This window comes from Pseudonocardia zijingensis, from assembly GCF_042657305.1.
Taxonomy (GTDB): Bacteria; Actinomycetota; Actinomycetes; order Mycobacteriales; family Pseudonocardiaceae; genus Pseudonocardia; species Pseudonocardia zijingensis.
The window spans coordinates 25,781-39,226 of sequence record NZ_JBHSKO010000014.1 but is presented as its reverse complement, the minus strand read 5'-3'; the positions used below and the strand labels follow the sequence as shown (position 1 = coordinate 39,226).

The 13,446-nt window shown below is 74.1% G+C and carries 15 protein-coding genes; 9 read left to right on the top strand and 6 right to left on the bottom strand.

Annotation, left to right across the window (positions count from 1 at the left end):
- Positions 1–4 precede the first annotated feature (4 nt).
- Positions 5–1,174: an acyl-CoA dehydrogenase family protein gene (locus ACFPL3_RS24745; RefSeq protein WP_343944199.1), complete on the bottom strand. Its 1,170-nt coding sequence runs from the start codon at positions 1,172–1,174 to the stop codon at positions 5–7.
- A gap of 130 nt (positions 1,175–1,304) precedes the next feature.
- Between ACFPL3_RS24745 and ACFPL3_RS24740 the strand changes: the two genes are divergently transcribed.
- Both ACFPL3_RS24740 and ACFPL3_RS24735 read left to right on the top strand, forming a co-directional pair.
- On the top strand, positions 1,305–1,547 hold the full coding sequence (locus tag ACFPL3_RS24740) for a hypothetical protein (protein ID WP_343944198.1): 243 nt from the start codon (positions 1,305–1,307) through the stop codon (positions 1,545–1,547).
- Positions 1,548–1,554: 7 nt separating this feature from the next.
- Complete coding sequence (locus tag ACFPL3_RS24735) at positions 1,555–1,947, top strand: hypothetical protein (protein ID WP_343944197.1); 393 nt, start codon at positions 1,555–1,557, stop codon at positions 1,945–1,947.
- Between the two features lie 544 nt (positions 1,948–2,491).
- Here the strand turns inward: ACFPL3_RS24735 and ACFPL3_RS24730 are convergent.
- Entirely contained in the window at positions 2,492–3,214 is a 723-nt protein-coding gene (locus tag ACFPL3_RS24730) for a tyrosine-protein phosphatase (protein ID WP_343944196.1), read from the bottom strand.
- 68 nt (positions 3,215–3,282) lie between these two features.
- Here ACFPL3_RS24730 and ACFPL3_RS24725 point away from each other — a divergent pair, with 68 nt between their 5' ends.
- The gene (locus ACFPL3_RS24725; protein ID WP_343944195.1) at positions 3,283–4,056 is read left to right on the top strand and encodes a TetR/AcrR family transcriptional regulator; all 774 of its coding nucleotides are present in this window, start codon (positions 3,283–3,285) and stop codon (positions 4,054–4,056) included.
- A 189-nt stretch (positions 4,057–4,245) separates the two neighbouring features.
- The gene (locus ACFPL3_RS24720; protein WP_343944194.1) at positions 4,246–5,370 is read left to right on the top strand and encodes a polysaccharide pyruvyl transferase family protein; all 1,125 of its coding nucleotides are present in this window, start codon (positions 4,246–4,248) and stop codon (positions 5,368–5,370) included.
- A gap of 80 nt (positions 5,371–5,450) precedes the next feature.
- Here the strand turns inward: ACFPL3_RS24720 and soxR are convergent, their stop codons facing one another.
- Positions 5,451–5,921, bottom strand: a complete 471-nt coding sequence (gene soxR / locus ACFPL3_RS24715) for a redox-sensitive transcriptional activator SoxR (protein ID WP_343944193.1) — start codon at positions 5,919–5,921, stop codon at positions 5,451–5,453.
- 51 nt (positions 5,922–5,972) lie between these two features.
- Between soxR and ACFPL3_RS24710 the strand changes: the two genes are divergently transcribed.
- From ACFPL3_RS24710 to ACFPL3_RS24695, 4 genes are all read left to right on the top strand, one after another.
- Positions 5,973–6,656, top strand: coding sequence for an SDR family NAD(P)-dependent oxidoreductase (locus ACFPL3_RS24710; protein WP_343944192.1), 684 nt, complete (start codon positions 5,973–5,975; stop codon positions 6,654–6,656).
- Positions 6,653–7,720, top strand: coding sequence for an S-adenosylmethionine:tRNA ribosyltransferase-isomerase (locus ACFPL3_RS24705; protein ID WP_343944191.1), 1,068 nt, complete (start codon positions 6,653–6,655; stop codon positions 7,718–7,720). Before ACFPL3_RS24710 ends, ACFPL3_RS24705 begins: the two co-directional genes overlap by 4 nt.
- A gap of 360 nt (positions 7,721–8,080) precedes the next feature.
- Positions 8,081–8,740: a transglycosylase SLT domain-containing protein gene (locus ACFPL3_RS24700; protein WP_343944190.1), complete on the top strand. Its 660-nt coding sequence runs from the start codon at positions 8,081–8,083 to the stop codon at positions 8,738–8,740.
- 97 nt (positions 8,741–8,837) lie between these two features.
- Positions 8,838–10,739, top strand: a complete 1,902-nt coding sequence (locus ACFPL3_RS24695) for an acyltransferase family protein (RefSeq protein ID WP_343944189.1) — start codon at positions 8,838–8,840, stop codon at positions 10,737–10,739.
- Here the strand turns inward: ACFPL3_RS24695 and ACFPL3_RS24690 are convergent.
- Entirely contained in the window at positions 10,712–10,966 is a 255-nt protein-coding gene (locus tag ACFPL3_RS24690; protein WP_343944188.1) for an RNA-binding S4 domain-containing protein, read from the bottom strand. The genes ACFPL3_RS24695 and ACFPL3_RS24690 overlap by 28 nt on opposite strands.
- A gap of 6 nt (positions 10,967–10,972) precedes the next feature.
- Entirely contained in the window at positions 10,973–11,311 is a 339-nt protein-coding gene (locus ACFPL3_RS24685) for an ArsR/SmtB family transcription factor (protein WP_343944187.1), read from the bottom strand.
- An 85-nt stretch (positions 11,312–11,396) separates the two neighbouring features.
- Between ACFPL3_RS24685 and ACFPL3_RS24680 the strand changes: the two genes are divergently transcribed.
- Positions 11,397–12,581: an MFS transporter gene (locus tag ACFPL3_RS24680; RefSeq protein WP_343944186.1), complete on the top strand. Its 1,185-nt coding sequence runs from the start codon at positions 11,397–11,399 to the stop codon at positions 12,579–12,581.
- Here ACFPL3_RS24680 and ACFPL3_RS24675 read toward each other — a convergent pair.
- Positions 12,562–13,437 carry a putative RNA methyltransferase gene (locus tag ACFPL3_RS24675; RefSeq protein WP_343944185.1) on the bottom strand — a complete coding sequence of 292 codons (876 nt, stop codon included), beginning with the start codon at positions 13,435–13,437 and terminating at the stop codon, positions 12,562–12,564. The genes ACFPL3_RS24680 and ACFPL3_RS24675 overlap by 20 nt on opposite strands.
- Positions 13,438–13,446 lie beyond the last annotated feature (9 nt).

Below are 13,446 nucleotides of genomic sequence, written 5' to 3'. Positions count from 1 at the left end.
TCCCCTACCGCGGCAGGCCGAGCACGCGCTCGGCGGTGACGTTGCGCTGCACCTGCGACGAGCCGCCCCAGATCGTGACCGACCGGGACCACATCGCCTGGGCGTGCAGCGGCCTGAGGTCCAGCCCGTCGATCGAGTCGAGGGTGGCGTCCTCGCCGAGGAGGTCGTCGAAGACCTCCCAGAGGTCCTGGAACGTCTCCGACCACTGCAGCTTCGTCATCGACGCCTCGAACCCCAGGTCACGGCCCTGCTCCACCTGCGTGAGCACGTGCATGGCGTGCAGCCGCAGGCACTCGAGCTCGGTGAGGACGCGGGCGAGCTTCGCGCGGATCACCGGGTCGCGGTGGCGCCCCAGCCGCTTCGCCACGGCCGCGATCTCGTCGTACTGGCGGCGGAACTCCGTGTACTGGCCGATCCCGGACGCCCCGCGCTCGAACGACAGCAGCAGCATCGCGGTGCGCCACCCCTCGCCGATGTCGCCGAGCACGTCGCCGGCGGGCACCCGCGCGTCGTCGAAGAACACCTCACCGAACTCGCTCGCGCCGCTCATCTGCTTGAGCGGGCGGGCGTCCACCCCCGGCTGGTGCATGTCGATCAACAACATGGACAGGCCGCGGTGGCGCTGCGACCCCGCCTCGGTGCGTACCAGCGTGAAGATCTTGTCGCCGTGCACGGCGTTGGTGGTCCACACCTTCTGGCCGTTGACCACGAAGTCGTCCCCGTCGCACACCCCGCGGGTGGAGATCGCCGCGAGGTCCGACCCGGCGCCGGGCTCGGAAAAGCCCTGGCACCAGATCACCTCGTTGCGCAGCATCGGCCCGATGATCTCCTTCTTCTGCGCGTCGGTGCCGATCGCCATGACGGTGGGCGCGAGGAAGGTGAGCCCGAGCCCGTTGGCGGTGCGCGGCGCGTTCGCCCGCACCATCTCCTCGTCGTAGATCGCCTTCATCCCCGGCGTGCCGCCCCGCCCGCCGTACTCGGTGGGCCACGAGATCCCGGCGAACCCGGCCACGGCCTTGTCACGCTCCCAGTCGCGGCGCAGCCGGAAGCTCTCGTCGGCGTCGAGCGACGCCCAGAAGCCCGGGCGCGTCCACTCATCGGGGATGTTCGCCTGCAGCCACGATCGCAGCTCCCGGCGGAAATCCTCCTCCGCAGGGGTGTACGTCAGGTCCATCGCGGCCTCCTCGCGCGCATACCGACGACCCGGTGCCCGGTGGCACCACCTTGGCATACCGATCGGTAACCTGCGCGCCGTCCGGCACGCTGGCTGAAGGCGCCCCGCGATCCCGGGTACGCTCCGGCTCATGCGCACTGAGCGGGTGACGGTGAGCCTGCCGGCCGAACTGGTGGCCGAGGCCCGCAACGCCGTGCGGCGCGGCACCGCGCGGAGCATCTCGTCCTACATCGCCGAGGCGGTGTCGGCGCGCCAGATGCGCGACCGATCGCTGGCCGCCCTCGCCGACCTCTACGGCGGCCCCCCGCCTCCGGACGAGCTCGCCGAGGCGCGACGAACCCTGCGCCTGGTGCGTCGGGCCGCCGCCGTCTGATGGCCGCATGATCGGCGGGCGCGTCCTCGACGCCACCGCCCTCGCCGCCTTCGCCGTCGGCAGGCCCGTCTACATGCGGGCGCTGGTCTGGGCGGCCGTCGAGGAGAACATCGTGCTGGCGGTGCCGAGCGCCGCACTCGGCCGTGCCTGGGGGATGGTCGACCCGGAGCACCACCCCGCCCTGCAGGTGCTCCTCGACCTGCCCAACACCGTGATCGACGAGCTGGGATCGGCCTCGGCGCACGAGTCCGGGCTCCTGCTCGCGGCGTCCGGCCACGACGACATCGTCGCGGGCCAGGTGGCCGCGAGCGCCAAGCGGCGGGGCTGGCCCGCGGTCACCGGCGAGCCGGGTGCCCTCCGGAAGGTCGACACCACCGTGGCGATAGAGGAACTCCCCTAATTCCGCGGTATCGGCCGCCGGAGCGCTCGAGAAGTACCGGACCGTCGTCGCACCCACCGCGACGTACTCCCCGGCCCCAAGATCAGCCCGAGCAGCACCTCACCGCACCACCGAGAACCACCGCGTGCGACTCGCCGCCACCACCCCGCTCGCCACCACCGACGATCCACCCGAGTCGCACACCACCGCCGCCGGCACACCCCAGACGTACGGCTCGAAGATCCGCGCTATCGGGTGTCCATTGCTGTGTTCACCACCATGGACACCCGAAACCGGCCGCCGGAGCGCTCGAGAAGTACCGGACCGTCGTCGCACCCACCGCGACGTACTCCCCGGCCCCCATGATCAGCCCGAGCAGCACCTCACCGCACCACCGAGAACCACCGCGTGCGACTCGCCGCCACCACCCCGCTCGCCACCACCGACGATCCACCCGAGTCGCACACCACCACCGCCGCCGCACCCTGACGTACTGCTCGGCCGAACCCGCCGGCGGCCCCGCGAAGATCCGCGCCGGCCGTCGAGGCGTCTGAGCGGCGCCGCCTCACCCCACGAGGCGCTCGCGCAGGCGGGCGAGGTGCTCCTCCTCCAGCCCGTGGGCGCGCAGCCAGCCCGCGGCCCCACCGTGCTCGGCGTCCAGGTGCGCGAGCACGGCGGCCATGGCCTCGGCGCGCGGCAGGTGCGGGGTGAGGTCGTCCGGCATCGGGTCGCCGGAGGCCGCCGTCCACCGCCGGAACAACGCCTCGATCCGCTCGGCCGAGAGGGCGTAGTCGGCTACCACCGCGTCCCGCTCGACGCCGACGGCGTCCAGCACGAGCGCCACGAACACGCCGGTGCGGTCCTTGCCCGCGGCGCAGTGCACGAGCGTCGGGCCCGCGGTGGCGAGCCTGCGCACGGCGGTGACGACGTTGTCGGAGCGGTCGCGCAGGTAGCCGAGGTAGATGTGGATCAGCGGGTCCACGTCGTCCTCGGTCTCGGGCAGCTCGCGCCCCTCCTCGGGGATGAAGCTGAGCGCCACGGTCTCGACGCCGGCTTCGGCGAGCGCGGGCGGGCTGACGTTGATCTCGATCTCCCGCCGGGTGCGCAGGTCGAGCACGAGCTGCAGCCCGAACTCCTCCACGAGGTGCGTGATGTCCGACGCCGTGCACCACTTCAGCGACGCGCTGCGCAGGAGCACGCCCGTGCGGGTGGAGCCGCCGTCGCGCAGCGGCAGGCCGCCGACGTCGCGGATGTTGTCGAGACCTTCCAGGGGGAGCCAGCGATCCACGGGTGCAACCACGTCCCCACCCTCGCACGACGGAACCGCATCAGACATTTACCCGTATCCTGTTCCAGGTGGAGCGGGAACTGGTGGCGGCGGCGCTGACGGCCGCGCGTGCGCGCGGGCGCGACGTCGCGGACGTGCCGCTCGCCGCGATCGCGGCCGCGGCAGGCATGTCCCGCAGCACGCTCCTGCGCAGGCTCGGCGGCACCCGCGCACCGCTGGACGAAGCCGTGCGCCGAGCGGGCGTCGACCCGGGCGGGCGGCCACCCGCCCGCGAGCGCGCGATCACGGCCGCCGCCTCCCTCATCGCCGAGCAGGGCCTCGGCGCCACCACGCTCGACGCCGTGGCCGCGGCCGCCGACTGCGCCCTGCCCACCCTGCACGGCCTCTTCGACGGGCGCGACGGCCTTCTCACCGCGGTGTTCGCCCGCTACGGCCCGCTGCCCGACCTCGAGGCGCTCGCCGCCGACCCGCCCGCCGACCTCCCCATACTCGTGCGGGAGGTGCACCGCGTGATCATCTGCGCGTTCGCGCGGGAGCCCCGCGTGCTGCCGGCGATCTTCGCCGACGCCTGCGCGCGGCCGGGCGGTCCGGGGCAGCAGATGCTCAAGGCGATGATCCCGTGCCTCACGGCGAGCCTGTGGACGCTGCTGGAACCGCACATCACGGCCGGGCGCCTGCGACCGATGCCGTTCCCGCTCGTCGTGCAGCTGCTGCTGGGCCCGATCACCACTCACATGCTGTTGCGCCCGGTGCTCGAGAGCAGCGCCGACGTGGAGTTGCCCACCGTCGAGGAGATCAGCGAGTCGCTCGCTGCCGCATACCTGCGCTCGGTCAGCGCCTGATCCCGCCGCGCGGGCACCGGGGACGACGGTCCGCGCTGGTCCCGGAACCGCCGGGCGATCATGGGTGCTGCCCGGCCGACGGCGGGTGCGCACGTGCTGGACGAGTGCTGCGGGCCACACCGTAGGCTGCGGCGGATGAGTGACCGACGGTGGTCACGCAGAGTCGCCGCCACGGACCCGAGGGAATCGATGACGGACCCCCGCGCCAACCTGATCCGCCAGCAGCTCGCCGACCTCGGCAGGCGGCACGCCGCCGAGGAGAACGCCAAGGCGGCCACACCACGGCCCACCCGCGTGCTCATCATCGGGAACTTCGGCAACGGCAACACCGGTGACGAGGCGATGCTCGCCCGCACCCTGCAGGAGCTGCCGCAGGACACGGACGTGCGCGTGGTGTCGCGCAACCCCCGGATGGTCGAGGCGCTGCACCGCGTTCCCGGCGTCCCCATGGAGGGGATCGCCTTCGTCAAGTCGCTGAAGTGGTGCGACGGGATCGCGGTCGTGGGCGGCGGCCTCTTCGGCACCGGCGCGTCCTCGCTCGTGAAGATCCTGCCCGCGATCGTGTGGGCGGCCACGGCGCGTGGCCGCGACATCACCTACCTGGCCATCGGGGTGTACCCGGGCACGCCGGACCGGGTGCTGGACCTGCTACGCCGTTCGGTGCGCAAGCCGGGCCGCATCAGCGTGCGCGACGAGGTGTCGGCGTCGGTCCTCGGCGACCGGATCGTCGCGCCCGTGGTGGGCGACCTGGCGATGGGGCTGAAGGCCGCCCCGGCGGCGGAGGCGCGGCGCACGCTGGCGGCCGCTGGCGTCGACCCCGCGGTGCCGCTGCTGCTCGTGGCCCCGAAGGCGCTGCCCAACCCGATCCTCGTCGACGCGCTGCAGGACGCCGCCGCCACGCTGGGACGCCGCTGGATCGAGCGGGGCGGGGCCGTGGCGGGCCTCGCGATCAGCACGCACGCCGACTACGGCCTCGGCCTGGCCCGTCGCGACGAGGTGCTCATCAACGAGCTCGGTGAGCGGCTCGGCCGTCCGGTGCCCGTGATCGGCCCGCAGCTGGAGCCCACGCTCGCCAAGGCCGTCGTCGGCGAGGCCGACGCGCTCTTCGGGCTGCGCATCCACGCGCTGGTGTTCGCCGTGTCCACCGGCGTCCCCTGCCTCGGCGTCGGCTGGGAGGAGCGCACCACGGCGTTCCTGGCCGAGCACGAGCAGTCCGCGATCAGCACCCGCCCGCCGGTGGAGGACCTGCACGCCTGGGTGGACCAGACGCTGCCCGCGCGCTGGTCGGCCCGGCCGCGCCTGCTCTCGTCGTAGGACCCGCAAGTTCAGGAAAGCCACATTCAGGGCCTTAGCGGCCCTGAATGTGGCTTTCCTGCCCTCCCCGGGCACCAACCTCAGACACCATCCGCCGGCGTCCTCCGCAGCATCGGCGGGAGCAGCCGCGCGCCCGGCCCCAGCTCCGACACCCGGTCTCCCGGGTTGTACAGCCGGCAGCGCTTCAGCGACAGGCAGCCGCAGCCGATGCACGAGTCCAGGCCGTCGCGCAGGGCTACGAGGGCCTGGATCTGCTCGTCGAGCCGCCGCCGCCACGCCTTCGACAGCCGGGACCAGTCCGCCTTGGTGGGGGTGCGCCCGTCGGGCAGCTGCTCGAGGCCCTCGCGCACCTCGTCGAGCCCGACGCCGATGGTGCGCGCGGCGCGGATGAACGCGAGCCTGCGCAGCACCGAGCGCTCGTAGCGGCGCTGCCCGCCCGACGTCCGTGTGGTCGTGAGGAGGCCCTCGCGCTCGTAGTACCGCAGCGCGGACTGCGGGAAGCCGCTGCGGTGCGCCACCTCCCCGATGGTGAGCAGGTCCTTCGCGTCCACGTGGCCGTCCCTCCTTGACCTGAAGCTGACTTCAAGTCGCACGGTACAGGCATGACCACCGCCATCGTCACCGGTGCGGGGCAGGGGTTCGGCCTCGCCCTCACCGCCGCGCTGAGCGCCCGCGGCACCACCGTGATCGCGTGCGCCCGCGACGCCGGCCGCCTGCGCGCCGCCACCGGACCCCTGCCCGGCGTCCGTGCCCTGCCCGGGGACGTCACCGACCCCGCCTTCCGCACCGAGCTCGTGGCCGCCGCGGGCCCGAGCCTGGACCTGCTCGTGCACAACGCGGGCGAGCTCGGCCCGTCGCCGCTGCCGCCGCTGGAGCGCTACCCGCTCGACGCGCTGCGGGCCGTCCTGGAGACCACCGTGCTCGCGCCGCTCGCGCTCACGCAGCTCGCCCTGCCCCTGCTGCGCGCCTCCGGTCGGGGCACGGTCGTGACGCTCAGCTCGGACGCCGCGGTGGACGCGTACGCCGGGTGGGGCGGCTACGGCGCCGCCAAGGCCGCGCTCGACCACCTCGCCGCCGTGCTGGCGGTGGAGGAGCCGGGCCTGCGCGTACACGCGTTCGACCCCGGCGACATGCGCACGGCGATGCACCAGCGCGCCTTCCCCGGGGAGGACATCTCCGACCGGCCGGAGCCGGAGACCGTGGTGCCGTCCCTGCTGCGGCTGCTCGACGAGCGGCGCCCGAGCGGCCGGTACCGCGCTGCCGACCTCGCGCAGGGTGTGCGGTGATCACCGCCTTCTCGGTGCCGGCCGACCTGTCGGCCACCGAGCCGCCAGAGGCGCGCGGGGTCGCCCGTGACGGGGTGCGGCTGCTGGTCGCCCGGGAGCGCGGCCCGCTGCGGCACACGACGTTCGACGCGCTCCCGTCGGCGCTGCGCCGCGGCGATCTCGTGGTGGTCAACACCTCCGACACGGAACCCGCCGCGGTCGACGGGCAGCGCGCGGACGGCACGCCGGTCACGGTGCACGTGTCGGGTCCTGCGCCGGACCACCTGCACGTCGTCGAGCTGCGCACCCCGGACGGGCACCGGGTGACCGACGGCGTCGCGGGCGAGAGCATCGCGTTGCCGTGCGGCGTGGTGGCCACACTGCTCACCGGCCACCCCGACCCGCACGTCGCGACGGGCAGCAGGTTGTGGCGGGCGCGGATCCCGGTGGCGGGCGGGTTGCGGTCGTGGCTGGCCGAGGTGGGCAGGCCGATCCGCTACCCCTACCTGCACCGCTCGTGGCCGCTGGACGCCCACCGCACGGTGTTCGCCCGCGCGGAGGCCGAGTTCGGCAGCGCCGAGATGCCGAGCGCGGGACGCCCGTTCACGCCCGCGGTGCTGCACGCCCTGCACGCGCAGGGGGTCGACGTGGCACGGGTGGTGCTGCACACCGGGGTGTCGTCCCCGGAGGCCGGGGAGACCCCGCTCCCGGAGCGCTACCGGGTGCCGCAGGAGACCGCGGACGCGGTGAACGCCGCGCGGGCGGCGGGTGGCCGGGTCGTCGCCGTCGGCACCACGACGACCCGGGCGCTCGAGAGCGTCGCCGCACCGGACGGGCACGTGCGGGCGGGCGCGGGGTGGACCCACCTCGTGCTCGGTCCGGGGCGCCCGGCCCGCGTGGTGGACGGGCTGGTCACCGGGTGGCACGAGCCGGGTGCGTCGCACCTGTCGCTGCTGGAGGCCGTGGCGGGGGAACGCCTGGTGAGCAGGGCGTACGCGGCCGCCCTGGAGCAGCGGTACCGCTGGCACGAGTTCGGCGACTCCTGCCTGCTCCTTGCGGCCCAGTCCGTTCATCGTCCCGGGTGACCGTTGATCGCGTACGCGGCGTACCCGGGCCTGGCTGCCTCGTGCCGCCGAACGGTACGTGGGCTGCGCCGAACTGCGCTGCCTGCTCTTGTCGCGATCAATGGACCGCAATAGTCTCTCGCCCAGCGTTACGAACCGATCACGGGCACGCACTCGGGCCGGACTCCCCACCCGGCCCCCGGACCCCCGACCGGAAGCCCGCGACCGGCTCGCTCCCCCGAGCGCTGGAAGGGCTGTTACGTGGCAGGACACCGCTCCCCCCGTGGTGCTCGTGCGCCTCGCACCGCCGGTTCCACCGGCACCGGCCGCCATCACGCGGCACACCGGCCCGCCCCCACGGGCCCGTCGCTCGGCACCACCGTGATCGCCACCACCGCTGCCGTCGGGGCGGTGGCCACCGGCGCCTTCACCGCCATCGTCCCGGCGCTCGAGGACGGCACCGCCACCTCCGCCGCCGCGGACGGCCCCTACGACGCAGCGCTCGCCTCGTCCAGCACGGCGCTCGAGAAGGCCGCCCCCGCCGTCTCGATGGTGCCCGTGGAGCTCGCCGCGGAGGCCGAGTCGATCGAGGAGCACGTCGCGCGCGTCGTGCAGGCGGCCGACCTGGCCGAGCTGCACGCGAAGCAGGCGCGCGAGCAGGCCGAACGGGAGCGGGTGCAGGCCCTGATCGCGCGGGGCGGGCTCGACGGCTGGATCGCCGAGGCGCTGCAGGTCCTCGAGCTGCCGCAGTCGCTCGCGAAGCCCGTCAAGAAGATCATCATGGCCGAGTCCGGCGGCAACCCGCGCGCGGTCAACAACTGGGACGCCAACGCCCGCCGCGGCACCCCGTCCCAGGGTTTGATGCAGACGATCCCGACGACCTACCGTCACTACGTGCACCCCGACATGAAGAACCGGCCGATCACCGACCCGGTCGCCAACATCACCGCCGGCATCCGGTACATGATCGACAACTACGGGATGAGCACACTCGAGCGCGGCGGCCGCACCAACAGCAGCGGGAACTACGTCGGTTACTGAGCGCCGCTCGGGCGCCGGGCGGCCCGACCTCGCCGTTCCCCCTGCCACCTTCCGCCCGGAACTGCAGGGCCTCCGCGCGCTCGCGGTCTCCCTGGTCGTGTTCCACCACGTCACCACCGGGCAGGTGTCCGGCGGTGTGGACGTCTTCTTCCTGATCTCGGGTTTCCTGCTCACCGGGCAGCTCGCACGCGCCGCCGCCCGCGGGCGCATCGACCTGGTGGAGCGGTGGAGCCGGATGGCGCGCAGGCTGCTGCCCGCGGCCACGGTGGTACTGCTCGGCACGGTCGCCGCGTGCGCGGTGTTCCTCCCGGACACGCGGTGGCAGCAGACGGTGCGCGAGGTGGTTGCCAGCGCGCTGTTCCTGGAGAACTGGCAGCTCGCCGCCGACGCCGTCAACTACGCCGCGCGCAGCAACACCACGAGCGTGGTGCAGCACTTCTGGTCGCTGTCGATCCAGGTGCAGTTCTTCATCGTCTGGCCGCTCGCCGTGGCGCTCGTGGTGCTGGTGGGCCGCCGCGCCGCGCACCGCCTGCACACCCACCTGACGGCCACCCTGCTCGGCCTGTTCGCGGCGTCGCTGTCGTTCTCGATCGCGCTCACGGCCACCGACCAGCCGTTGGCGTACTTCCACTCGCTCACGCGGCTGTGGGAGTTCGCGCTGGGCGGGCTGCTCGCGCTGTGGATCGACCGCGTGCCCTGGACCCGCAACGAGCGCGTCTCGTTCGGCTGGGTCGGCGTGCTCGGGCTCATGGCGTGCGGGTTCGTGCTGGACGGCGGCTCGACCTTCCCGGGGTATGCGGCGCTGTGGCCCGCGCTGTGCGGGGCGCTGGTGCTGACGGGCGGGGTCACGCAATCCCCCTACGGCGTGCACCGGGTGCTCCTGCTGCGGCCGGTGCAGTACGTGGGCAAGGTGAGCTACCCGCTCTACCTGTGGCACTGGCCGATCCTCATCCTGGTGATGGTGGTGCACGACCAGGACGGGGTCGGGCCGCTCGGGGCGATCGCCGTGGTCGCCCTGTCGTTCGTGCTCGCGGTGCTCACCTCCCGGTTCGTCGAGGGCCGCGTGCAGGGTCTGCGCCTGGGTGTCGGCGCCGCCTACCGGTACGCGGCGGCCGCGCTGGCCGGAGTGCTGCTCGCCGCGGCGCTCTGGCAGTTCGCCGCTATCCAGCGCACGGTGCCGATCGAGGGGCTCGGCGGCCCCCGGTACCCCGGCGCGGCCGCGCTCGGCGGCACCGCACCCGAACAGGCCCCGCTGCTGCCCGCGCCGGTGTCGGTGTACGACGACTGGGTGCTGGTCGACGAGTGGGACTGCACCCCGCTGCCCGAGGTCGACTCGCAGTTGTGCGCGCAGCCGGTGGCGGAGCCACCGCAGCGGCGCGTGCTCGTGATCGGCGACTCGCACCTGGAGCAGTACATCGCCGCCCTCATGCCGATCGCCCGGCAGCACAACTGGCAGATCATCGCGGCGCTGCGCGGCGCGTGCCCGTTCTCGACTTCCGCCGAGGTGGATCCGAACGACGCCGGGTGCCTGGCCTGGAACGCCACGGTCGCCGAGCAGGTGGCGCAGCTGCAGCCGGACGCCGTGGTCACCACCGCGTCACGGGAGGTGCGCGCCGGGCTCACCGAGTACACGCCTGCCGGGTTCGTGGAGCAGTGGTGGCGGATGCACGACCTCGGGGTCCCGGTGCTGGCCGTCCGGGACAACCCGCGCTTCGACTACGACGTGCCCGACTGCATCCGCAAGCACGGCCGCGAGGACGACCCGTGCGGGGTCGAACGCAGCGACTTCTACGCGGAGGAGCCGCCGTGGGCGCAGCTGGACGTGCCGCCGAACGTGACCTTCCTCGACCTGGCCGACTACGTCTGCGACGACACCCGCTGCCCCGCCGAGGTCGGCAACGTGCTGGTGTACCTGGACGACAACCACCTCACGGCGTCGTACGCCACCACCATCGCGCCGCTGATCGAGGATCAGGTGCTGGACGCCGTCGGCGGCTGAGCCACCCGCGCCCGCTGCCCGCCGACGGCCACCACGTCCCCGGCGCTCAGCTGCGCACCCCTGCGCGTCTCCAGCCGCCCGTTGACCTGCACCTGCTCGTCCTCCAGCAGCTCACGGGCGTGCGCGCCATGTTCGGCGAGCCCGGCCAGCTTGAGGAACTGGCCGAGCCGGATCGGGTGCTCGGCGACGGGGACGTCCTGGATCGGAGGGCGGCTCACGACGCCCATCCTCCCTCAGCCGCCGGGATCGGCCGCGTGCCGTAGGGCGAGGTCGAGCAGGCCCGGGAAGCGGGCGTCGATGTCCTCGCGGCGCAGCCGGTTCATGCGGCGCGTGCCCTCGTCGCGCTGGTGGATCACACCGGATTCCCGCAGCACCTTGAAGTGGCCGCTCCGCGTGGACTTGCTGATCGGGAGCGCGATGGTGCCGCACGCCAACTCGCCGTCCGGTCCGGCGGCGGCGAGCTGGGTGACGATCGCCAGGCGCACCGGGTCGCTGAGCGCGGTGAGCACCGCCGTGAACTCCAGCTGCTCGCGCTCGGGGTGCACGAGCGCCGTGGACGTCCGGCTGGCCATGACCCCACCCTAGCCGACATGTTCGAGCTTGCCGAACATCTGCTATGTTCGCCATCTCCGAACATAACCTCGTGGGGAGTCCCCGATGTCGAACCCCGCCAGCCGCCTGCGGTTCTGGGCGACGGCGTACGCGATGCTGGTCCTGCTGATCGGCACGAACCTGGCGACGCCGCTGTACCAGGGCTACGCGGAACGCTTCCGGTTCTCCCCGGTGGTGCTCACGCTGGTCTTCGCCTCCTACATCGCCGTGCTGATCCCCTCGCTGCTCGTGGCGGGGCCGCTGTCCGACGCCGTCGGCAGGCGCCGGGTGTTGCTGCCCGCGGTCGTGCTGGCCGCCGCGGGGTCGCTGGTCCTCGCCCTCGCGCCGAGCACGGAATGGTTGTTCGCCGGGCGCGTGCTCCAGGGCCTCGCCGTCGGTGCGGCCTCCGCGCCGCTGACCGCCGCGCTGACCGAACTGGAACCCCACGGCGACCGCCGCAAGGCCGCGCTCGTGTCCACCGTGGCGTCCGCGAGCGGGCTCGGCGGCGGCCCGCTGCTCGGCGGCCTCCTCGCCCAGTACGCCCCGGCGCCGCACGTCCTGCCGTACGTCGTGGAGATCGCGCTGCTGGTACCGGCCGTCGCGGTGGTCGCGACGCTGCCACCGACCGCCCCGGCGGCCCGGTGGCGACCGAGCCGCCCCGGGATCCCGCCCGGCATGCGCGCCGTGTTCGCGACGAGCGGCACGGCGAACTTCCTCGCGTTCACCGTGATCGGGCTGTTCCTCACCCTGGTCCCCGGGTACGTGGCGGACCTCTCGGGGAGCCGCAACCTGCTGCTCGCCGGGGCCGCGGTGGCGCTGCTGCCCGTCTGCTCGGCGATCGCCCAGCTCGCGGGCTACGGACGGCAGGCCCGAGCACTGGAATTCCTCGGGCTCCCCCTGCTGGCCGCCGGGCTGGTGCTGCTCGCCGTGGCCGGGGGTACGTCCTCGGCGCCCCTGCTCCTCATCGCGGCGGTGATCGCCGGCACCGGCCACGGGCTGGTGTTCCTCGGCGGCCTGACCACGATCAACGAGTCGGCGCCCACCGGGCGCCGGGCGGAGGCGCTCGCCGCGTTCTACGTGGTCATGTACCTGGGCTCGGGGGTGCCCGTCATCGGGGTCGGCGCCCTCGCCACCCTGACCGGGGTGCTCCCCGCCGTGCAGGAGTTCGCCGTGGCCGTCGCCCTCGCCGCCTCGGTCCTGACCCTCGCCCTCGCCCGCCGCGGGCGCCGGGTCACCGCGCGCCACCCGTGACCGGGCGGTGGACCGACACCTCCACCGACACCGTCACCTCGACCGGCTCCGGGAGCCGCGCGATCGCCCGTGCGAGCTGGTCCTCGGACAGGTGGCGGGCGCTCGGGCCCATCGCCACGGCGGCGTGGGCCTCCTCGCGCCCCAGGGCGATCCGCCCGCGCACCACCCGCTCCGCGAGGCGTTCGAACCGGCGCAGCGACGCCGCCAGGCGTTCGGGCCTGCGGGGGTCGATCCCGACGCCGCCGACGAGCCTGCCCAGCTCCTGCAGGTGGTCGGGGCACGGTCCCGCCACGACGACCACGCCGTCCGGGGCGAGGACGCGTTCGACCTCGGCGATGCCGCGCGGACCGAACACGCTGAGCACCGCGCACGCCGTGGCATCCCGCAGCGGGAGCCGGGCCCACACGTCGGCACCCACCGCGGCCGCGCGCGGGTGGGCCCGCGCCGCCCGGCGCAGCGCGGGCGCGGACGCATCGATGCACAGCCCGAACCGCCGCGGGCAGGCGTCGAGCACGGCCGAGAGGTGGTGCCCGGTGCCGCCGGCGAGGTCGACCACCACGCCGTCGACGGACCGCGTGTGCTCGGCGGCCAGCTCGGCCAGCGCGCGGCTCACCGGCCGGAAGTGACCGGCCGCCAGGAACCGCTCGCGGGCGGCGACCATCCGGCTGTCGTCGCCGCGGTGGCGGCGGCGCCCGCCGATCAGGTTGACGTAGCCCTGGCGCGCCACGTCGAAGGTGTGCCCCGCCGCGCACACGAGGCTGGGCCCGTCGCGGTGCAGCGCGTCGTCGCAGGCCGGGCAGCACAGCCGCGGGGCCACCGCGTCGAGGGCGGAGGGAGGGGAATGGGGGTGGGCCATGTCGGAGTC

Coding starts and splice junctions, on each gene's coding strand:
- ACFPL3_RS24720 (WP_343944194.1), top strand. CDS start 4,246: ATGACGGACCCCCGCGCCAACCTGATCCGCCAGCAGCTCGCCGACCTC.
- ACFPL3_RS24690 (WP_343944188.1), bottom strand. CDS start 10,966: ATGGGCGTCGTGAGCCGCCCTCCGATCCAGGACGTCCCCGTCGCCGAG.
- ACFPL3_RS24710 (WP_343944192.1), top strand. CDS start 5,973: ATGACCACCGCCATCGTCACCGGTGCGGGGCAGGGGTTCGGCCTCGCC.
- ACFPL3_RS24735 (WP_343944197.1), top strand. CDS start 1,555: ATGATCGGCGGGCGCGTCCTCGACGCCACCGCCCTCGCCGCCTTCGCC.
- ACFPL3_RS24745 (WP_343944199.1), bottom strand. CDS start 1,174: ATGGACCTGACGTACACCCCTGCGGAGGAGGATTTCCGCCGGGAGCTG.
- ACFPL3_RS24675 (WP_343944185.1), bottom strand. CDS start 13,437: ATGGCCCACCCCCATTCCCCTCCCTCCGCCCTCGACGCGGTGGCCCCG.
- ACFPL3_RS24740 (WP_343944198.1), top strand. CDS start 1,305: ATGCGCACTGAGCGGGTGACGGTGAGCCTGCCGGCCGAACTGGTGGCC.
- ACFPL3_RS24680 (WP_343944186.1), top strand. CDS start 11,397: ATGTCGAACCCCGCCAGCCGCCTGCGGTTCTGGGCGACGGCGTACGCG.
- ACFPL3_RS24685 (WP_343944187.1), bottom strand. CDS start 11,311: ATGGCCAGCCGGACGTCCACGGCGCTCGTGCACCCCGAGCGCGAGCAG.